This is a genomic window from Agrobacterium sp. LY4, from assembly GCF_001526585.1.
GTDB classification, from domain to species: domain Bacteria; phylum Pseudomonadota; class Alphaproteobacteria; order Rhizobiales; family Rhizobiaceae; genus Agrobacterium; species Agrobacterium leguminum.
Map to the genome: position 1 here is coordinate 38,138 of NZ_ASYA01000013.1, position 20,374 is coordinate 58,511.

Annotated in this window: 18 protein-coding genes; 8 read left to right on the plus strand and 10 right to left on the minus strand. The window is 59.1% G+C overall.

Translation table 11 applies throughout. The features are described 5' to 3' along the window. Nucleotides 1-60: 60 nt before the first annotated feature. Nucleotides 61-3,024 (minus strand): TrlF family AAA-like ATPase, encoded by a 2,964-nt coding sequence (locus tag L904_RS13850; RefSeq protein WP_035264621.1) that lies wholly within the window; start codon nucleotides 3,022-3,024, stop codon nucleotides 61-63. Nucleotides 3,025-3,073: 49 nt separating this feature from the next. Next, complete coding sequence (locus L904_RS13855; protein ID WP_059778243.1) at nucleotides 3,074-3,961, minus strand: Shedu immune nuclease family protein; 888 nt, start codon at nucleotides 3,959-3,961, stop codon at nucleotides 3,074-3,076. Nucleotides 3,962-4,284: 323 nt separating this feature from the next. On the opposite strand from L904_RS13855, the gene L904_RS13860 reads away from it, so the two are divergent. The 7 genes from L904_RS13860 to qatD all read left to right on the plus strand — a co-directional run bounded on the left by L904_RS13860 (nucleotide 4,285) and on the right by qatD (nucleotide 11,819). Next, nucleotides 4,285-4,878, plus strand: coding sequence for a DUF6088 family protein (locus L904_RS13860; protein ID WP_035264623.1), 594 nt, complete (start codon nucleotides 4,285-4,287; stop codon nucleotides 4,876-4,878). Beyond that, entirely contained in the window at nucleotides 4,871-5,908 is a 1,038-nt protein-coding gene (locus L904_RS13865; protein ID WP_035264626.1) for a nucleotidyl transferase AbiEii/AbiGii toxin family protein, read from the plus strand. Before L904_RS13860 ends, L904_RS13865 begins: the two co-directional genes overlap by 8 nt. Nucleotides 5,909-6,009: 101 nt before the next feature. Continuing rightward, the gene (locus L904_RS13870; RefSeq protein WP_035264629.1) at nucleotides 6,010-6,825 is read left to right on the plus strand and encodes a restriction endonuclease; all 816 of its coding nucleotides are present in this window, start codon (nucleotides 6,010-6,012) and stop codon (nucleotides 6,823-6,825) included. Beyond that, nucleotides 6,822-8,801, plus strand: a complete 1,980-nt coding sequence (gene qatA / locus L904_RS13875; RefSeq protein WP_035264631.1) for a Qat anti-phage system ATPase QatA — start codon at nucleotides 6,822-6,824, stop codon at nucleotides 8,799-8,801. Before L904_RS13870 ends, qatA begins: the two co-directional genes overlap by 4 nt. Next, nucleotides 8,801-9,700 (plus strand): Qat anti-phage system associated protein QatB, encoded by a 900-nt coding sequence (gene qatB / locus L904_RS28395; RefSeq protein ID WP_035264634.1) that lies wholly within the window; start codon nucleotides 8,801-8,803, stop codon nucleotides 9,698-9,700. The genes qatA and qatB overlap by 1 nt, the downstream gene beginning before the upstream one ends. After that, nucleotides 9,697-11,067: a Qat anti-phage system QueC-like protein QatC gene (gene qatC / locus L904_RS13885; protein WP_035264637.1), complete on the plus strand. Its 1,371-nt coding sequence runs from the start codon at nucleotides 9,697-9,699 to the stop codon at nucleotides 11,065-11,067. Before qatB ends, qatC begins: the two co-directional genes overlap by 4 nt. Continuing rightward, entirely contained in the window at nucleotides 11,064-11,819 is a 756-nt protein-coding gene (qatD, locus tag L904_RS13890; protein ID WP_035264639.1) for a Qat anti-phage system TatD family nuclease QatD, read from the plus strand. The genes qatC and qatD overlap by 4 nt, the downstream gene beginning before the upstream one ends. 40 nt (nucleotides 11,820-11,859) lie before the next feature. Here qatD and L904_RS13895 read toward each other — a convergent pair whose 3' ends face one another. Together L904_RS13895 and L904_RS13900 are read right to left on the minus strand one after the other, a co-directional pair. Further along, nucleotides 11,860-12,099, minus strand: coding sequence for a hypothetical protein (locus tag L904_RS13895; protein ID WP_155272907.1), 240 nt, complete (start codon nucleotides 12,097-12,099; stop codon nucleotides 11,860-11,862). Between the two features lie 237 nt (nucleotides 12,100-12,336). After that, complete coding sequence (locus L904_RS13900; protein ID WP_155272908.1) at nucleotides 12,337-12,756, minus strand: hypothetical protein; 420 nt, start codon at nucleotides 12,754-12,756, stop codon at nucleotides 12,337-12,339. A gap of 509 nt (nucleotides 12,757-13,265) precedes the next feature. Between L904_RS13900 and L904_RS13905 the strand changes: the two genes are divergently transcribed. Continuing rightward, nucleotides 13,266-14,408, plus strand: a complete 1,143-nt coding sequence (locus L904_RS13905) for a site-specific integrase (protein ID WP_035264645.1) — start codon at nucleotides 13,266-13,268, stop codon at nucleotides 14,406-14,408. 51 nt (nucleotides 14,409-14,459) lie between these two features. On the opposite strand, the gene L904_RS13910 is transcribed toward L904_RS13905, so the two are convergent. The 6 genes from L904_RS13910 to repC all read right to left on the minus strand — a co-directional run bounded on the left by L904_RS13910 (nucleotide 14,460) and on the right by repC (nucleotide 20,260). After that, nucleotides 14,460-14,861, minus strand: coding sequence for a hypothetical protein (locus L904_RS13910; protein ID WP_035264648.1), 402 nt, complete (start codon nucleotides 14,859-14,861; stop codon nucleotides 14,460-14,462). A gap of 60 nt (nucleotides 14,862-14,921) precedes the next feature. After that, complete coding sequence (locus L904_RS13915) at nucleotides 14,922-15,293, minus strand: hypothetical protein (RefSeq protein ID WP_155272909.1); 372 nt, start codon at nucleotides 15,291-15,293, stop codon at nucleotides 14,922-14,924. A 438-nt stretch (nucleotides 15,294-15,731) separates the two neighbouring features. Next, entirely contained in the window at nucleotides 15,732-16,811 is a 1,080-nt protein-coding gene (locus L904_RS13925; protein WP_035264783.1) for a hypothetical protein, read from the minus strand. 88 nt (nucleotides 16,812-16,899) lie between these two features. Then, on the minus strand, nucleotides 16,900-17,736 hold the full coding sequence (locus L904_RS28400) for a hypothetical protein (protein ID WP_245285060.1): 837 nt from the start codon (nucleotides 17,734-17,736) through the stop codon (nucleotides 16,900-16,902). Nucleotides 17,737-17,892: 156 nt separating this feature from the next. Next, complete coding sequence (locus L904_RS13935) at nucleotides 17,893-18,882, minus strand: hypothetical protein (protein ID WP_245285061.1); 990 nt, start codon at nucleotides 18,880-18,882, stop codon at nucleotides 17,893-17,895. 136 nt (nucleotides 18,883-19,018) lie between these two features. Continuing rightward, nucleotides 19,019-20,260 (minus strand): plasmid replication protein RepC, encoded by a 1,242-nt coding sequence (gene repC, locus L904_RS13940; protein WP_035264657.1) that lies wholly within the window; start codon nucleotides 20,258-20,260, stop codon nucleotides 19,019-19,021. Nucleotides 20,261-20,374 lie beyond the last annotated feature (114 nt).

The following is a 20,374-nucleotide window of genomic DNA, read 5'->3' on the forward strand; positions in this document are numbered from 1 at the left end:
CGCGAGATCCTCGTCTCTTGAACATTGCTCTCTTCGGTTCCACGTCTACCTCCCGCCAATTCACCGCTCCAGCCTCACTCTCAAGCGCCGCGCGCGCTCCTTGAAGGCTTCCTCGCCGCCTTCCAGGATGTCGCAGACCTGTGTGCGCATGTCGGCATCTTCGAGCCCGCCTGAGATATAAGTGATTGGCGGCAACTGCCCGGGCGTATGGGTGCCGACGCTTGCTACGATGATCTGGTCCGCGTCCGTGTTGATGACGAGATTGGCGTTATGCGTGACCATGATGACCTGCCGCTTCATCTTGGCAACAATAAACAGGCTCACGAGCTCGTCGAAGATCGATTTCGGGTCGAGATTTTCTTCTGGTTGATCAATGATCAAGGGCCGATGGTCACTTTCATCGAGCGCGAGATAGAGCAGAAGCAGGACAATGCCGCGCGTACCCGGAGAGAGCTTTGTAATATCCGTGCCCTCATAGTCGATGCCGTATGCGATTTGAATGTGATCAGTGCTGAACAGCCATTTTGCAAAACGCATCAGCCAGGCGCGATAGGCGGCCTGATCATTGGACGCCACGTTGGCGACAGCGAGGAGCTCATCCTGCCAAGCTTCGGTAAAGCGTTGGATTGCTTCATCAACTGCAGCGACGTCCCCTTCCTCCCAAGCCTTCCGCAGATTCGTGTTCGCCCACTGTTCGAGCGTCCCCTTGCCCTTGAAATCCCCGGCGCGGCGAAGATCGAAAAGCTTTTCGCCAAGCGAAGCCCATTGCTTCACATCGGCATGCCGTTTTGCGGAAAAGGAAAGTTTTTGCAACGTGCCCTTCGCCTTCTGAAGGCGGTCGACCAATGGCTGGTACAGGTCGCGCAGGACCTGTTCTTCGGAGATGATTGATCCGAACACGCGAAGGTAGGTTTCCCGCCGCTGCCTGCTCAGCTCAGCCATACGCTCTGCAGCCCCCTCGCAATCGGCAAGGCTTTGGCGCGTGTTCTCGATCTGCGTATTTTCTTCGGCGATCCGCTTCACGAGGTTGCCGAACTTCTTCGCTGTCTCCGTGTCGATGTTGATGAGCGCCTGTAATCGCGCTGCCTCTGCCTCAAGAATTGCGAGTGGCAGCTTCTCGGGATCGGCATCTGCCGACAAGTATGACTGGTTCGGATCGGTCAGAGCCGCCGGGGCGACACCGCGCCATGACGCCGCGTTCTTCCGGGCTGTGTCGATCCTTGCGGCAAGGGCTGCATCGACGTCACCATGATACTCGAGAAGGAACGCTTTCCAGTCGGCATCATCCAACCGAGCTGCAACGAAGCTCGCCTTAGTCTGGCGAAGCGCTTCTGGCGCCTTATTCTGCCGGAAAGCTCTCACCTCATCTTGTAGGGCGAGCAGCGAAGTTTCCTGATTTGCGAAGAAGCGGAGGTAGGAACGTACCTTCTCGGCCGCGTTGGCAATGATGGTGAGGCGGTCGGCGCGCGCTTCGCTGCCTTTGACAATGAGCTTGTCCCGATCCGCTTCTAAGCCCTTGACCGTCTGTTCCTTTTGGGTGAGCTGTTGCTTGAGGCCCGGAATTTGGCGCCTTTTCTCGCGCTCAAGACCGATTTCATCCGACAGGGTTCCGATGGCGTCTTCCTCGCGCTGGCGGGCGAGACGATGGCGAGTGGCGCGCAGTTCAAGAAGCTGATCGAACCGGAATGTCCCGTCCTTCTCGGGGTGCGCCTCAAAGATTACTCGCTCTATCTCTCTGAGCAGGGCATCGGTTATGCCATCGGCCGAGCAAAGTTCCTCGACGAATTTTTGTGAAAGATATCGTGCCCGAGGAAATCGACCGTCCAGTTCCGGATCGTATTCATAGTCGAGCAGTTCCCGCGTTGAAGGATCGCCACTCCCCCAATCCAGCTGAACACTGGCACCGCCCAGCAATTCGCCGGCGCGAACGAGAAAGGAAGCGGGACTGAGATGTTCGGAGGCCGCATCGCAGCCGGCAGCGATGGCGTCAGCAAGAGCGGTTTTGCCGGATCCACGGGCGCCGATGATCGCGACTAGGCCGGGATTGAGTTCAATCGTTGGCGTCGCCGCCCAAACGGCATCCCGAATCGTGACGCGGGAAATTACCTGCGACGGCGTCGCCCGAATGGGAGGCGCGGCCCCGACGAAGGCGCGCCCTGCTGGGTCGATCACTGCTTGGCGCAACGAATCGAAATGCGCTCCGCCCTTGACCCAGGAGTAACGATCGCCATCTGGTGCGCCAACCTTACCAGTCTCGTGGGCGTCGCTGCCGTGCAAGCATGGCTTCAGAGCTCCATAGCGGGACCGGATTTCATCGGAACTCGCGCTTGCCTTTCTACCCAGCCAGAAATCGCGTTGGCTGGCGCTGCTGGCGAAGATGATGTGCGCGAACCGCTCGACCTCTTGTCTTTGCGCGCCCTCAGCCTCCCCCCGCATTCCTGACGTCCCGTCATGCTCGCTGCCGGCAACCGCAATGAGGATATTGTTCTTTGCCCAGTCGATGGCGCGATACAGTTCGGCCAGTTGTTCGAAGCTGACCTTGAACTGAGTCGCCCCTCGGGCGAGCGCCGCCCGGCCGGACAGACTTGGATCTATCTTCGAGCCGAGTCGCGCCAGTTCGTCGGGCGTACAGGCAAATCTGTCTCCGGAATATTCAAAGGTCAGCTGTGAGAGGAACCGCTGTGTGGCGCCGATGTGATCCGGATCCTCGGGATTGACAAGGAGATGGCAATTAACCCAGTTGCCCTTCACCGTGCCGAAAGCCAGACGCAGCTCGACATTCGGAAATACAAGATCGACGCCCGGAAGACGTCCATCGCGGTGCTTCGCATCGCGAACGCGCTCATAGGTATCAAGCAGATAGTAGTCGGTCACACCCAACGCGCGGATCGTTGGCGTGGTCGCCTCGATTTTCGAAAGATATTGCTCCCAGGTGTCTGAGTCTTTGAACTGGTCATTGAGCACCGTTCCCGGAGCATGAATATGAGGCTCCCACCGGAGCCAGCGCGATCCCGAGTTTCCCACATTACCCCCACTGCATAATCGACTGTCTTTGAACGAAGCTAGTGCACCGTCAGGTGGCTGATCCCGATGTCCGTCGCCGTTCTTCCGAGCTCTTGAGCAGCCGAACGACATTGGGATGCATCCCTGCTTCCTCGGCACGCTTCCAAGCGCCCCTATCCGGCCACTTCTCATTGACGATCAAGGGGTAGTTCGCAAACCACGCATCCATGTCGTATCCCTCAGCCCGCAGAGCAGCTTCGGCAGCCGGATCTACAGAAAGATGCTCTGGCAAGAGATAGGTGAATAGGTTGTTGGGTAGTCCTTCGACGGAGCGCAGGCGGAAGCCAGCGCCGGTTTTCGTCAGTATCGCGCGCGCCTCGCCGAAGCCGGCGCCTACTGCACGCAGGATCGTGTCGTAGGTCATGACCTGGATCTGTTTGTCGGCGCGCAACGCGGCCAAGCGCTTTCGCCTCGCGTCGTTGTTGTCTTTCTCGGCTGACCGCCCGATGACCAGGACACATTCGAGTGATACGGCGTTCCGCCGCATGCCGGGCGGAACGAGCAGATATTCGAGCGAGTCCAGAACCGGGCGACGGTTTTCGTTCCAAAATTCCCGCCAGACGTCGACCTGAGCGATCGCGTCATTCATCTCCGCGGTGAAGCCGACATGCTTACTGGATTGGGTAAAGAGCTTCTTACCGGCGTCTTCGAGTTCCACAAGGACGAGTTTCCATTCGTCTGACGATTTCGTCAGATAGGCGTAATCAGCAATTCGCTCGCCGATCGGGAATTTCGAAATGATGCTGTTCAGGTGAAGACGGTGGTTGAGCAAACCGGGGGTCGGCAGAAAGGTCGTATGTTGCTCGAGGAAAGCCTGGATGGCGTTCTCTTGTCGTCCGGTTTTGGAAAGCAACTCCTTGAACCCTTCAATGTACTTGTCTTTTATCAGCGATTCCATGACTTGAATGCCCCCTCTAAAGCCCGATAAAACATTTCGCGTGTACAACTGAAGTTTGCAATAGATTTTGATTGCTGTCTCGCCAGAGCGATGGCGCGGCCAATTCGCAGCCCGGTCGATCGCAATCGAGAGAGCTAGAACCTTAGCAACCGTCTGCCCTTAGCGAGCGCGTGGCTCTGCTTCGCGTGCAGGCTCATGTGACCAAAGTTTGAATACAAGATTCGGTCCGCAACCGAAACGTCAACGCAGGCTTGAATGTCAGAAAAAAATGGCTTATTTTCTGACATATGAAAAGCGCTACGACATCAGTACCGGATCAAATCATGAGGCGCTCCCGCGCTGGCGGGCGAGGCAGCGTTTTCACGCCGAGTGACTTTCTGGACATCGCCGGGCGCGCGGCCGTCGATCAGGCGCTCTCCAGACTCGTCAAGAACGGCAAGCTCCGGCGCCTGGCGCGAGGCCTGTACGATTTTCCGAAGATTCATCCGCAACTCGGCCCTCTCTCCCCGGCCCCAGACGATGTCGCAAAGGCATTGGCACGGGAGACAGGATCGCGGGTGCAGATTGCAGGAGCGCGCGCAGCCAATGCCCTCGGTCTTTCCACCCAGGTACCGGCAAAAAGCACCTATCTGACCGATGGCCCCTCCCGTCGTGTCGTATTGGGTAAGCGCGTAGTCGATCTGCGTCACGCATCGCCCAAGCACCTCATCGCGCCGGGGAGCGCTGCCGGCACAGTTGTACAGGCCCTGCGTCACGTTGGGGCGGTACGTGCCCGCGACGTTGCGCAGATCGCCTCGCGTCGTCTGTCGGCTAGCGAAAAGAAGAAGCTCGCATCCACTGCTGTCCAAGCGCCTGCCTGGATGCGGCCGACGCTCGTCTCGATCGCGAACGCAGCGTCGGGGGAAATCGATGGATAAGGTGGCTCTTCTTCCGGCCGCTGATCGGGCAGCTCTGTTTGGCGAAACGGGCGCCGGCCGAGGAGTCGCAAATACGATCATCGAAAAGGACTTCTGGGTCTGCTGGACCCTGAAGCGGCTATTCAGGCTGCCGAAAGGGACGGCGGCCACCCTCGTCTTCAAGGGCGGCACGTCGCTCTCCAAGGCTTTCGGGGCCATACGCCGGTTTTCCGAAGATATCGACCTTTCTTTCGACCGAGCGGATCTCGGTTACACCGGTGACCGCGATCCCGAGAAAGAAGGCATCAGCAAGAAACAGGCGAACAAACTCATCGAAGCCCTTGTGAGCGACGTCGAACAGCACATTGCCGAGAAGCTGCTTCCGGCGCTCCGCGCAGCGATCGTTGAACAGCTTGGCGAACCGGCCCACGGCACGTGGTCGCTGGAAATCGACCCCGACGAGGCGCAGACAGTCAACTTCCATTATCCGACGGCGCTGCCCGCCGCCGAATATGCGGGCATGGCCTACATCACGCCACGCGTGAAGCTCGAACTCGGCGCGCGCGGCGATCCCTGGCCCACCGAGGAGAAAGTTATTCGCCCGTATGCGGCCGACGACTATCCCGACTTCTTCGAATTGCCCGACACAAGCGTAACTGTACTCTCCGCGCGGCGGACCTTCTGGGAGAAAGCGACCGCACTTCATGCGGAGGCGCACCGCCCACCCGACTCGCCGACACCACAATATTTCTCGCGGCACTATTATGATCTCGCCATGCTGCTTGCCACGGACGAAGGCCAAGCCGCTGCCACCGATGTCGAGCTTCTCGCGCAGGTGGCCAAGCACAAGGCCACCTTTTTTCGGTCCGGCTGGGCTAGTTACAACACCGCCCGTCCGGGCACGCTGCGGCTCTTTCCCGACGAGAACCGGCTGAAGGATCTGCGCGCCGACTACAGGGCAATGGCGCCCATGATGTTCGATGACAGCCCGCCTTCGTTCGACGAGATACTTGCGAAGGTTGCGGCTTTCCAGGAAACGACAAACCGATAGCAGAAGGCCACGGGCTGGGAGGAAAGGCCATTAGCTCATTACGAACTATCGACCTGCGCCTGATTGACGACCTCTTCGACTTCGTCCGAGGCCGCGGCTACGTGCTGGATTTTTCGGATTCGAGTTTTTCGCAATTTTTCGCCGCCGAGTTGGATGTCGACATCGATGATCCGATCTACGCCGAGCACGGCGGCTCCAAGGGAAAGCGGCTGCGCTGCTTCCTTCAGAAGATCGATGACACAACCGCCGCCCGTACCCTGCAAGCGCTGTGGGAACATCGCACGGAGTGGTTGGCGCGCACGGGACAACAAGAACCGATCCTCAATGCTGAAGGTCGATACCTGACGCTTCTTGGCCGCCTCACTGGACAGCATTCCGGCGGCACGGGCGATCAGCCGCAGCCGGCTTTTAACCGGCGTCTTCTCACAGAACTGCGAGACGAACTCGTTCGAGTCGAGTCCTTGGCACCGCACGAGCGCGGCTACGCTTTCGAGGGGTTCCTTCGACGCTGCTTCGAGGTGGCGGGCCTGAAGGCGCGCGAGCCGTTCCGGAACACCGGCGAACAGATAGACGGCAGTTTTCTGCTGGCGGATGAAACCTACCTGCTTGAGGCGAAGTGGCGTTCCCCGCCCACGGGCGTCGCCGACCTCCATGTCTTCCACGGCAAGCTCGATCAGAAGGCTGCTTGGGCGCGCGGGCTTTTCGTCAGCTACAACGGTTTCACCCCTGATGGGCTGACGGCATTCGGCTCGGGCAAACGGCTCATCTGCATGGATGGCCGCGATATCTACGACGCGCTGGACCGCCAGATACCTCTCAAGACGGTCCTGGAACGCAAGGTGCGCAGGGCCGCGGAGACGGGCCGCCCTCTCATCTCGGTGAGGGAGCTTTTTGATCAGAACGGGGGGAGCCGATGATCCTGACGGACAATGAAACAAAGGTCGATCTCCTCAACAACGAGGCAATAGCCACGACGATCATCAAGCTCCTGCGGGACCGGCCAGACCAGCCGGTGACTATCGGCGTGCATGGCGACTGGGGCGCCGGCAAATCAAGCGTGCTCGAGATGATCGAGGCCGGCTTCGAGTCGGAATCAAAAGTGCTCTGCCTCAAGTTCAACGGATGGCGCTTCCAGGGTTTCGAAGATGCCAAGATCGCGCTGATCGAGGGGATAGTCACCGGCCTGATCGAGAAGAGACCGGCATTGACCAAGGCAGGCGAAGCCGTAAAGGACGTCTTCCGCAGCATCGACTGGCTCAAGGTCGCGAAGAAGGCCGGCGGCCTCGCCTTCACCGCCTTCACGGGCATCCCGACGCCTGATCAGATCGGCGCGATCGTCGGAACGCTCGAGGGATTCCTCTCCGATCCGGCGAAGCTCGCCACCAAGGACAACGTCCAGTCGGCGATCGACGGCGTGAAAGGACTCCTGAAGGAAAAGGATGGGGAGAGCGCAAACGTTCCCGAGGAGATCAACGCGTTCCGAAAAGCCTTCGACGGCCTCTTGGAAAAGGCCGGTGTTGAACAGCTCGTCGTCCTCATCGACGACCTCGACCGTTGCCTCCCGGACACTGCAATCGAGACTTTGGAAGCGGTCCGCCTCTTCGTCTTCACATCGCGGACGGCGTTCGTCGTGGCCGCCGATGAGGCGATGATCGAATATGCCGTGCGTAAGCATTTCCCGGACCTGCCGGATACGACCGGCCCGCAGACCTATGCGCGCAATTATCTTGAAAAGCTGATCCAGGTCCCGTTCCGCATCCCGGCTCTCGGCGACACGGAAACACGCATCTACGTGACCTTGCTGCTCGTCGGCGCCGAACTCGGCGACAACGATCCGGCGTTCAACACCCTGATCGGCGTCGCGCGCGAGCGCCTGAAGCGCCCATGGAAGTCGGGCGCGCTGGACTCGGCCTCGGTGAGAACCGCGCTCGGTGACAAGGCGACCCGTGCGAACAACGCGCTCGCCCTCAGTGACCAGATCGGACCGATCCTCGCCAGCGGCACCAAGGGTAACCCGCGTCAGATCAAGCGCTTCCTAAACACCCTCGTCCTGCGCCAGCGGACGGCCGAAGCGCGTGGCTTCGGCGACGATGTGAAGCTACCCGTCCTGGCGAAGCTCATGCTCGCCGAGCGCTTCATCCCCCGCCTCTTCGACCAGATCGCCGCCGCGGCGGCCGCCGCGCCCGATGGCAAATGTCCCGACCTGGCGGCCTTGGAAGCCGCCGCCACCGCAAAGGACGACGACAAGCCAAAGGCGAAACCCGTGAAGCCCGCTGGCAAGGACGGCGAAGTCACGAAGGCCGCCGCCCCCAAGCTCGAAGCCGTGAAGGCGTCCGAAAGCGCTATGCTCGGTGAGTGGCTCTCTTCCCCGGCTATCAAGGCTTGGGCGACGGTCCCCACAATGATCGGAGACGAGGATCTCCGCCCCTATCTGTTCGTGGCGAAGGATCGGAAGGACTATTTCGGCGCGGCGTCTGTGCTTGGGCACCTGGCCGCTGTCGTCGAGCAACTCTTCGGCGGCAAATTCGCCGTTCAGGGCCTTGAGGCCGATCTCAAGCGGCTCGCCCCGCCGGAGGCGGCGCAGGTGTTCGAAGCCGTGCGTGGTCGTATCGTCGGCGCGGACGCATTTGAAACCGAGCCCCCGGGCGCGGCTGGACTTGCGGTGCTCATCAGGGCGCATCCCACCCTCCAGGGCGAGTTGATCGATTTCCTCGATGCGCTGCCCCGAGACCGGCTCGGCCCGTGGGCTTGCAAGGGCTGGGAGGGGGTTCTCAAGGATGGTGATGCTGTTCAGCGCTTCGATCGCCTTCTCCAGACATGGAGCAAGGAAGGCGGGCTCATGTTGAAGACCGTGGCCGACGGCGTCCTGCGCACCCGGCAGGGAGGACGCTGATGGGAACTTCCAGTGCGTTTGGCGGCCAAGGTGGCGGCACCCCGCTCGTTCCAAGCTGGCTCGGCGACGAGGGCGCGCCGCCGGCCGCGCCCGACGGTGCACCACCCGATGCGGGCCAGCCGGCAGATGGTGCTCCCGCCGACGGAACCCCTACCGACACTCAGCCGGCACCTCCCGTCAGACCTCCCGTCCCACCAATAGCCGACCCGACACGCTTCTCGGCCGCACGCAATAATTTCTCGCGCTTCGCAGGTTCGGGAGGCGACGACCGCCGCAGTCTCGGCCGCGCCGTCTCGCATTATGTGGGTTCATCCTCCGGCGGCGCGCGGACGGCTGCAGCCAGGATGGGATCGGCGCGTGGAGCGGGAAGCCGTCTGCTCGGCTTCCTGTCCGACGCGGTCGCACGGGGCGCCACCGAAGCTCTGCGCGCCCTCAACCTCGATGGCCTGGCGGGTCGGCCCATTGAGGAGATCTTTCTCGGCCTCGCCGACTATGTTTGCCCGGACGGAGGCTCGATCGACGAAGGCATCGCGCGCGAAGCTTTCATTGAAACGATCGCCGACCTCGCCGGTGCCGGCATCACCAATCTGGACGGCCTCACCGCCGAGCAAATGCAAACAGTCTTCGAACTCTACGCAACGAACGCGATCGAAGCCCGCCTGTGCAATGACATCGGGGCGAGAACGGTGACCCTGCCCAACGACAGCCGGGAAGCCGCGCAGGTCCAGGCGCAGCTCAACGACTTCATCAGGCGAGGCGTTGCCGACGCCCTAACGACCGCCAGAGCGGCGGCGGCGGCGCTGACTCCAGATCGCGTGCTCGCCTTTGTCGGGCGCATCTACGAGCAGGCCTTCGGTATCCTGCAGATCATGGGCGATGCGGAGGCGGAGGACGCATGAGACGACACCTGATCACCGGCCGCTACGGTCCTGGCGACCTCAGTCGGATGCAGCTTGGCGACGGCGAGGAGGAAACCCTTCTCGATTTGGTGGTCGGCGAGCACTTCCTCGGCCACGGCATCGGACGCGCACTGACCGATCTGTCACGCCTCGGCGTTTTCCCCTTAGAGGTCGGCGTCGATCTCTTGGTGCTCGCGGCGCACGTTCATGCAGCCGACACGCGTGTTTCACGCGACAGTGAGTCTCAAGACGGGTGGACCCGCGAATTGCGGCTCATCGTCCCGGTGGCTGAGCCCGATCGCTGGCAGGCAGCTGCGCCGATCTTCGTGCGGCTACTAAATTTCTTGACAGGCGATCGTTGGTCTTTGGGATTTCGGGCGCGGCCTCGACGCTTTGCGTCTGTGGCGCCTACACCGCCGGCGCGGCTTATAGGCGCTCCGTTTGATGACCTCGCTCTCTTCTCCGGCGGTCTCGACAGCCTGATCGGCGCCATCGATGCACTTGAGGCAGGCCGCACGCCCCTCTTCATCAGCCATGCGGGCGAAGGCGCCACCAGCGAGGCACAGGCCACGATCTTTGAGGCCCTCAAAGCGAATTACCGCGGCAGGGCCTTCGATCGGCTCCGCCTGTGGATGGCCTTTCCCGACGGCTTCGTCCGAGCTTCGGCTGGCGAGAATACCACCAGGGGAAGGTCCTTCCTCTTCTTCGCTCTGGGTATCTTCGCCGGCACGGGGCTAGAAAGGACTTTCACGCTCAAGGTGCCGGAGAATGGACTGATCGCCGTCAACGTGCCCCTCGATCCACTGCGGCTCGGCGCGTTGAGCACCCGGACGACGCATCCCTTCTACATCGCCCGATGGAACGATGCCTTGAATGCGCTCGGCATCCCAGGTCAGATCGAAAATCCTTATTGGGACCGGACGAAAGGCGAGATGGCCGAAGATTGCGCCAATGCCGCGCTTCTTCGGCGGCTCACGCCGTCGTCTCTCTCCTGCGCCTCACCCACGAAAGGCAGATGGCAGGGCCACGGCACGCAGCACTGTGGCTACTGCCTACCCTGCCTGATACGACGCGCCGCGCTCCTGAAGGCGCTGCGCCCGCATACCGATCCTACGGTTTATACCGTGCCTGATCTCAACGCCCGTGCGCTCGACACCCGCCAGTCGGAAGGCGTGCAGGTTCGTTCGTTCCAGCTCGCCATCGAACGCCTGCGCGGACGGCCAGCCCTGGCGCCGATCCTGATCCATAAGCCCGGACCTCTCTTCGACGAATCCCCGCAGCGCCAAGCCGCGCTTGCGGAGGTCTATCGACGAGGGCTCGAGGAAGTAGGAGAGTTCCTGACGGGCGTGAGGACGCGGCCCGGATGAGTGAGACATCATTGATCAGGGGCGTAGACTTTCACTGTCACCTCGATCTTTATCCTGATCATCAGGCAGCCGTTGCAAGAGCCGAAGCTGCGCGGATCTATACTTTGACCGTGACGACAACGCCAAAAGCGTGGTCGCGCAACCACGAACTGACAAGAAACACCCGCTACGTCCGCGCCGCGCTGGGTCTGCATCCCCAGCTCGTCGCGGAACGTGCGGGCGAGTTGTCCCTATGGGAGCGCCACCTGTCCGAAACGCGATACGTGGGGGAGGTCGGCCTAGACGCAGGGCCCCGTTTCTACAGGTCGTTCGAGGCCCAGAAGCAGGTGTTCCAGCGTATCCTCGAACGATGTGCTGAAGCCGGCGGTAAGATACTAACCGTCCACAGCGTGAGGAGCGCGCCAAAGGTTCTGGACATGATCGAAGCCTATCTCCCTCGCGAGCGCGGGAGCGTCGTGCTTCATTGGTTTACCGGCAGCAACAGCGACGCTCGCCGAGCGGCCGCGCTTGGATGCTATTTCTCGATAAATGCCGAGATGATGCGGACGGACCGCGGTCGCGAACTGGTTGGGAGCTTGCCCCCGGATCGCCTCCTCACTGAGACTGATGGGCCTTTTACCCAACAGGACGGGCGTCCCGCAGAACCGAGTGACGTTGGACTTGTCGCGAGTGCTGTGGCCAATCTTCTCGGGCTCTCGCCGGATGCGATGGCTAAGGTTATCGTGTCTAACTTGCGCACCCTGCTGGGCTGACGTCTGCTCGCATCGCGCCCGTTTCCGCGTTGCTTCGAGGTCAGCGTAGCAATACGCCATCGATATAGATGTTGCGCGAGATCTTTTTCCAGCCCGGATTCATGCGGACCCCGCTTCGTGGACAGGCTCGAAGGAAATCGGCGACATCGTCCAAGCTCGAATAAGACACCGGATCCACATTCGAACCAAAATGATGGCAGGCATAGTAGCCGTCGGAACCACGTTCAACGCGGCCCACGGCTCGACCACCGACAATTCGTTCTATCTCGGTCACAGCCAACGATAAAATGCCTCGTACAATTTCACACTCATCGACCTACGCTCGCCAGCCCAACTTTAAGTTCTGACTACGATGTCTTCATAATCATATGTGACAAATCGGCAGGGCCATACACGGCGCCACCACCATGATATCGAAGACCAAGTCAGAACCTCACACGGCCGGCTCACGAAACGAGATCAGCCGCTAAACATGTGGGACGCTGAACCATCTGGCGACGCGCAAAAAGCATTTTCGTCAGCCCGAAAGCGCCTGTGCCGCTCCGCCAATCAAGCCACCAACGAACGACCCGATTTTCGTGTAGGCGGACGCGTCAAGGGAGCCATTGTCGTTGACCATCTTTTCGATACTCTCACCAAGCTCGGGATCGTTAGGCTTGGCCTGTATAGCCGCGACCCCTTTTGATGTGAGTTGCACGCCCGAGAAGGCGAAGCCGCCGTCATACTCTTGGACGCTGCCGACACGGATAAGACCCTCGTCCCTCATCCAATGAAGCACGTCGGCAAACGTCTCAAGTACTTCCTCTTCGTCGCCATGCCGCTCCGTCATGATGTCCATAGCGTCAGACGCCTCAAAATCGACGCGCTTGAAACCCTGCTGAATGAGGTGGGATAGGATCCGGCCCATGGTTTGGTAGTGATAGTCGATCGTTGACATCAGTAACTTGTCTTTTCTTTGGGGACAGTTTGACTCCATACCCCTCAAGGCGGGTCAAACGCAAATGGCCGTTGACATTTTAGATGTTAATCGTCCAAAGCTCGGTCTGTCGTTCTGGCATCACCCCCGCGATCGGTTGGGCTTGGCGACGACGATCATCTCAGTCCGCCGCTCTCCTCTTCGGTTGGGACGCTTGAAAACTTCTGGCCCCTTGCTCGGCTTAACTGTCACGCTTGGCGAACGGCCGCCGAGTGCCCACGCTTTCCCGAACCAGAGCTTTGGTAGCCAATTTGGCAAGAGCGTAAGCCATTGAAATTAAGGTTAAGAACGCGTCAAACGGAAGCTAAGAGGCGGTTAGAGTTCATTACCGGGTACGAGTTCAGGTGGACACATCTACCATCGATAACCAACGTTTATCGATGGTAGATTGATTTCCCGGCGCAAATCAGAAAAGGTGGCCTTTCGCCACGGCTCCTCAAAGCCCTCGATCCGCCCCATCCGGAGCCAAAATGCCGTCCTTGCAAAAGTCTGCCGCCGAACGTCGATCGGAAGAACTCGACACGATCGCGTCCGTGCTGCCGCTCGAACGCCGCGACGAGCTCGCCGAGCTGCTGACCGACCAAGACGTCGAGACGCTGCGCCATCTCGTCAACCAGGGCATGGGCGACAATACGCTGCGGGCCCTCACGTCCGACCTCGCCTATCTCGAAGCCTGGGGCTTGGCGGCCACCGGAAAATATCTTCCCTGGCCGGCCCCTGAGGCGCTGCTGCTGAAATTCGTCGCTCATCATCTCTGGGATCCGGAGCAACGCGTGGCCGATCCGGATCACGGCATGCCGGATAACGTCGACGACAGCCTCCGCCGCCAAGGGTTTCTAAAATCCACCGGCCCACACGCGCCGGCCACCGTGCGCCGCCGATTGGCGAACTGGTCAACCCTCACGAAATGGCGCGGCCTCGATGGGGCTTTCGCTTCCCCTGCCCTCAAATCCGCCATTCGTCTGGCCGTCCGTGCCGTGCCCCGGACGCGGCGCCGCAAGAGCGCCAAGGCAGTGACATCAGACGTGCTCGCAAAACTGCTGACGACCTGTACGACCGACAGCCTGCGCGATGTCAGGGACCGCGCCATCCTGATGGTCGCCTTTGCCTCCGGCGGCCGCCGGCGCAGCGAAATCGCCGGACTTCGCGTCGAGCAGCTGACCGTGGAAGCTCCGATCGAGGTAACCGGCGGCCCTCCCCTCGCCTCTCTGGCCATTCATCTGGGTCGCACCAAAACGGCGACCGGAGAGCAGGACGACGTCGTCTATCTCACAGGCCGGCCTGTCGAGGCGTTGAATGCCTGGCTGGCGGCGGCAAAGATCGACAAGGGCAGCGTGTTCCGAGGAATCGGGCGCTGGGGAACGGTCTCGCGGCGGGCGCTCGACCCGCAGTCGGTCAATGCCATCCTCAAGCAGCGGGCAGAGATGGCCGGGCTGGCTAGTGGGGAGTTCTCCGCGCACGGACTGCGATCGGGCTATCTGACGGAGGCCGCCAATCGAGGGATTCCTCTTCCAGAGGCGATGGAACAGTCGCGCCATCGCTCGGTTCAGCAGGCTTCAGCTTACTACAACAGTGCAACGCGACGAAGTGGACGGGCCGCTCGAATGTTGTGATCGGCCTACCCGGGACAGCCGGATGGTCGCGAGAGTCGCTGCCAGCCTACTTCACACAAATAAATAGTCCTTCGGCACCCTGCAAAACCCAATGATAGCGGGCTGGGTCCCATCATAAACATGAATATCGCTTGTATTAACAACTATGCCCTGCCGAGCAACAAGGCTTTGGAACTGAACAGCTATGATAATCACTTCTTGGTTTTTGTGTCGGTTCCTTATATGACCCAATGCGGTCGAGCTTTGTTTTGCATACGATACCGACGCGAGGCCGTTGGATTTTCCAAGTTGAGCCGCGGTCTTGAAGCCGCTTAGAAGAATCTCATCGTAGTCAGCTGGAAGCGTAGCGTGAAAAAGCACCAGCGGATCATTCTCCAACGATTCGGGGAACACGCGATATTGCAGCTCCTCCATTTTAGGAGCTCCCGGGAAGGGATGCTCGACAATATTCATAATCCTAAAACCTCCTGAACTTTTGTTTTGCATTTTTCGCCTTTTGAGCGCCTGGCACCTCTATTGGGTTACAAACGGGAATCCGCCTTTGATCCATTCGCGGATGTTTGGAGTAAGGTGCGCTAATCGATGTTGGCTCTCTATCCTCTGCATGGCATCCTCGAACTCGGAGACTGATTTTGGCCAGATGTCGGAGAGAATTTTGAACAACTGGAGAGGATTGGCGTGGAGTTTTGATCGCGAGGTATCAACTTCCAGCCCCTTCTCAAAGATGAAACCAGTGCGTTGATTTACCTCATAAAATACCGGCATCACAGCTACCCAAGAAGCAGGAACTTTGGCGAGGCTTGCCCGGTTCATTACGTGGTCAGCGTCGACAGGCGAGAGTTCCTCCGGTTGGAGATGGTACGCGTCGGCAATGTGATGCACCATCCCTTTCGCACCTCCCTTTGCGGCGTCTTAGCATTCACCCACACAAGTCCGTAGCCAACGCGTGTGCCTTCATGGCGTATCAACGCCGCATCTTTTAACTTCACACCCCTGATCTCATCGATGACAAGGTCGTTCCCCTCGCAGTAGGCTTCCATATGGTCTAAATTCGCGAAGTAAACCGGGACTGGGGTGTTTGCCTCCATGTTTGAGACGACATCTATGCGCATCTGCATTGTGACCGATGCCAGGTCCCACCTTTCTTGGTCGGTCGGAGGGCCGAAATGTCTTGGTCGTCTTGCCACCTAATTGCCTCTCAGTGACCTACGTCGGATATCAAGCCTGAGATATTCCAAAAATCCTTACATCTAAGTTTAGGCAACCTTCCTGCAATCTCACGCCGACTATGCCCCTATTGAACTCATGGCGTTCCTTGTCTCGTCATCCTTTCTGTCTCCTTTGCGAGCGCCGCACCAGCCCAGTACTTCCATCGGGCCAAATCACATGGAAATTGTCCGTATCTATTGGCCACGCTAGTCCAAACCCGTTCTCGTGTGCCAAGCCCTTATCATCAGCATTAACAACGTCTGTCTCCACGACGATCAACTGGTCTCCGATCCAGCCTTGGTGCTGTCGGTAGTCGAGAAGTTGTCCGATTGCTGTTCTGATGGCGAAGCGGACAGTCGAGGGTTCGGTTGGCTTTACCTCCACTATCACGGCTCGCCCGTTTGCTCCCACGAAACGAAGGTCATCACGGAACGCTTTAGGAAATGTGACGTCCTTCAGACTGCGGCGAACAAATCTCTTGAACCGGTCTTCAAGCTCACGGTGCCTAGGGTTGATCTGGATCTCGTGGCGTTCCAGGTAGCGCGAATGCGCATGAGATGTCGCCTGCCCGGCACGGTACTTGGCTCGGCTCGCCGCCGGCCGCCGCGCGAACTCTGGTTCATCGCCTCGCATCATACGCCGCACGAGTTCAACGAAAGCCCGCGCATCCCGATCTTCCGTGTCCTCCGCATACCACCAGCTTGCTTGACCGCTCCACCCCGCTCCACGACGGAGGTGCAGCGTCTCAGTTCGCGCCTTCAATGGAAGCAGGGTGGCATCGTCGGCTCTAGCTCGGACCCGGAAACTCCTTAGCTCGTCTTCGGCGTGCTGTGCCGATGGATAGATGTCGTTGAAGAGCTGGCGGCGTCGATAAACGCGCGCGTTCCGATACCATCCAACGACGCACCTTGGATCGTTGCCGTCGATTGGGGCGGTCCAGACAACGTTAACGTTGTCGGCATACTCGGCCCCTGACGTGGTCCCAAGCCGCTCGACTTTCACCTGGCGGTCGAGCTCATCCTTGATCGTCTCGAAATGGCCGTACACGTAGCCGTCGTCGCAGGCGACAAAGTTGAGCTCCTCGCCGGCGATGCCTTCCGAAACGACATAACGACCTCCACCCTTAGGTGGGTCGGCAGGATCGCGCCCTCCATAGTTTTTCATCCAGGCAATATTGCAGAAAAGGATAGGCATGATCCAAATGAGCACAAAGTATGTGTTTGATTTCTAGTTCATATTGACAGCGGCAAGCCCTTTATCCCGTGGCAAGGGCTGCTGAACGCTAGCCGCGAAGGATCGTTCGCATTCGATCCGACAACTGACGCTGGAGTTGCTCCAACCCCTCGGCGTTGTTGAGGTATGTGATGTACCTGATATGACGCAAATCGAATGGGACGTCGTCTGCATGCTGAGTAATAAGGATGACCTCCCGACCTAACGTGTGGGATATTCCGGCTTCATAGAAAACGTTGGGATTGCGGCCAGACAGATCGCAGATCACGACCCTGGATCTATCAATCAGTGACACGACGTCCTGGATGATAGTGTGATGCTCCCAAATGTTGTCGGCACGATTGCATCTCATTCCCACAGTATTCGCAGCCCCCACAATCGCTTCGTAAACGGCGGTGAAGCCAGCGCTGAATGGCATCATCGCTGACGCCTGTAGAGGATCGATGCGACTTGGTGTGGACACACTGAAGACGGTCGGCGAATTGGCAGAAGAACTATGGAGCAACAGACGAACCACCGTGCGATAGAGGTCGCCTTCCTGCACGCTCCATCGGGTGTGTGTCCAGTCGAAGCGGTTCCTGCCACTGCCCTGACTTGAGAGACCAATCTCGGTCGCTACTCGCTCAAGTCGGTCTTGGGTAATGATGGGTACCGCGGTGTCATATTGATACCGCAGCCGCACGGCATTGTTTGATTGTCCAACCACTTGCATGGAACCAACGCGAGCTAGATCACTCTGCTCTCGGCCCTCGGCCATGAACAGAGTGGGCAAAAGAGCGAGCTCTGGGTGAGAGAAGTTTTCAGGCACACGATCAGAAGGAAAATCGATCTCGCCGTGAGGCGCTTCGGGCCAGCCAAGCCCCCTAATAATTCTGTTAAACGCCACACTCACCCTCCCAAACTTCAGTGCGTTTGAATTTGCCGACATTGGGCATACACTTCAACACCACCTTTGTAGCTGAGGCGACAATATTGCCCAGAAATATTCTGTTGGCCTGACTAAGATAAGCGGTAGCCCAATAGATGCCTGCAAACGGCTGGATTAGTAACGGACGATGAGTTCGTCGAGGACAACAGTCGCCTCTTTTCCTACCACAGCGAGGAAATTCGCTGCGGACAGCTGGCCGGCGCCAAATCGCGAACGAATTTCTGAGACGATATCGTTGTGGTAGCGAGCGAGCCAAAGATATTTTCTTCTGATCGACGCCTTGTAGGCCTCCGCAAGGTTTTGCCGAATTAGCGCTGCATGCCGGTCCAAGAAAGCAACATAGTCCTCAAACGCATCATGCTCATCCTCGCTCGCACCGAGATAGTCGATAAAGCGTGTCCCGTCCTCCCCTGTACGCAAAAGTCGGTGTACGTACTCGGCTTCCTCCTCCAGATCGTGGTTCTCGTTGTGAAGACGGACGTCGGAGAGGAAGTGTTCGTAGGCTGCGTCGTCTATGACGATGCGCGGATAGATCGCTTCTCCACTCTCAATGTCATATGCACGGACCATTGCGGGGCCGAAGACAGGGCCGGTGCCATTTAGGCCGACGTGAACATTCCCGATTGCCAGCCCGGCCCTGATGAGGACGCCGAGATTTATGCATTGGATCTGGATATGAAGCAGATCGAGCAGCTCTTGAAAAAACGCTCCGTCAGAATGCTGCGTGTTGAAAACTCGAACGCGCACGACAGCGTCAGAAACGGACTCAGCGAAAGCGCGACTGGAGACACGCACTTCCTTCATGCGACGAGAATGCTCGACCTCGGGCGTGGAGATTTCCCGCAGCGAGAGGATGATATCGTGAATTTCACCGGCAGATCGATCGGCCAGCATCGCACGGAAGCCGAGAACGTCTATAAAGGTCACGATACCAGGCTCATAATCGGCAGCACCAGCGCGCGCTTTGGCCTTGTCTCGTTCCACCTTCGCGCGCCTGCGGCGGCCCTGCGCCACGGCCTTATCCATTGCGGCCTCAATCGCACCCGCAGCTCGAGCCCACTTCTCATCCTCCATTGTCACCGGAGCAGGTGAAGAACGTTCCACTGGTAACCTTCCCTAAGTAATAAGCTTTTCACGTTACTATCATAATTCCCAGGGAAATCCTGCGTTCAAAACTGATAACTCATTGTATCGTTTAAGAAAACAACGAAAAAAAACGGCTGACAAGAGAACTCGGGCATCAAGCGATCCTTTGTTCGCCACCATTCGCTTTCATAAGAGCCATCAACATCGGGCCGAGCGAAAACTCCCCGCGCTCGGAGCGCTTGGTAAGATCCCGAAGATATCCACCGGCAGATGTTATGAAATTCGACCGCTCGAGAATGCAGGCCATAACCACCGCAGCATTTTCCGGCCCCATGGCGTTGCACGCCTCCTCGTAGGCAGAGGGGCTGACGCCAAGCATCGAGCGCACCAGGATGGCCGCCTTCATGAGCTCGCGCCATTGCCCGATGCGCCCGCCGGGCCCATAATCAGAGATCTGGGGGCAGGCACGAAGAACCATTCCGAGCGGGAACGCTTTGATCAGCTCGCGTTTCGTCTTTCGTGGTTCATTCGGCTCATTCGTCGTCAGGGGTTTGTCCGCAAACTTTCCGCCCTGCTCTTTCCCAGAGCTAGGTTCAAGTTCATTTATGGATTCGGTATTTGAATTCTGTATGTGGCGGTCATCTTGAACGGCATTGCCATGCATTTCTTCCGTTTTAAGTTGCATTTCCAGGATGTTAAGGACCTCTCCCCGCAGGAGCTCCATTTCATCTAACGTAGTCTCGACCTGAGACCGGTTCGGCTGGCGCGGGAGGCGGGCGAGGATGCTGACATACTCAGACTCTACCTGGTCCCAATTACCTGTCGCGCCCTCTTCCACGGCTGCCGAGATCAATTTGCGCACATCACGACGGCAGATCGTCAGCGCCTCCCGTGCACGGCGGAAGCGAGTGCGCTCGGCGGCGACGTCCTGCGCCAACAACGCGAGCTCCGTGGCGCGAGCGAGCAGCGGCGTCAGGTCAAACCCATAAGCCTGCTCGATCTCGCCAGCCCGGTTGCGGTGCGCGTAGCGTTTACCGTTCGGGCTGTCGCGCCGCAGGATGAGGCCGGCATCGACAAGTGCGGCGAGTTGCCGGCGCAGCGTTGTCTCGGTGATCCCGTGCGCTCGAACGGATAGCTGCGCGTTGGATGGGAAAACGACAAGCCCGCAGCTCGTATCGAGCTCTCCGTGCGGGTAAAACGTCAGGAGCGCGTCGAGAACAGCCAAAGCCCGGTCCTGAAGTCCAAGGCGTTCGCGCGCCTCGCAGACATCGCGAAACACTTTCCATTTTTCAATCCGCACGCCCGGATCAGGATCCGCAATCGCCATCTGGCCCTTGACCAAGGCAAGCGACATCGACCGCCGCCCAAAGGGCGTCGTCACATGTCCCGTCTGCATTTTTCTTTCACCTTTCTTCAGGCAAAAGAAATCCGCTCACCAAACTGGCGCCAAGACTCTTGACTGTGATTCCGGGAAATGCGATTCTCGATCCTGCTAGAGATGACGAGAGAG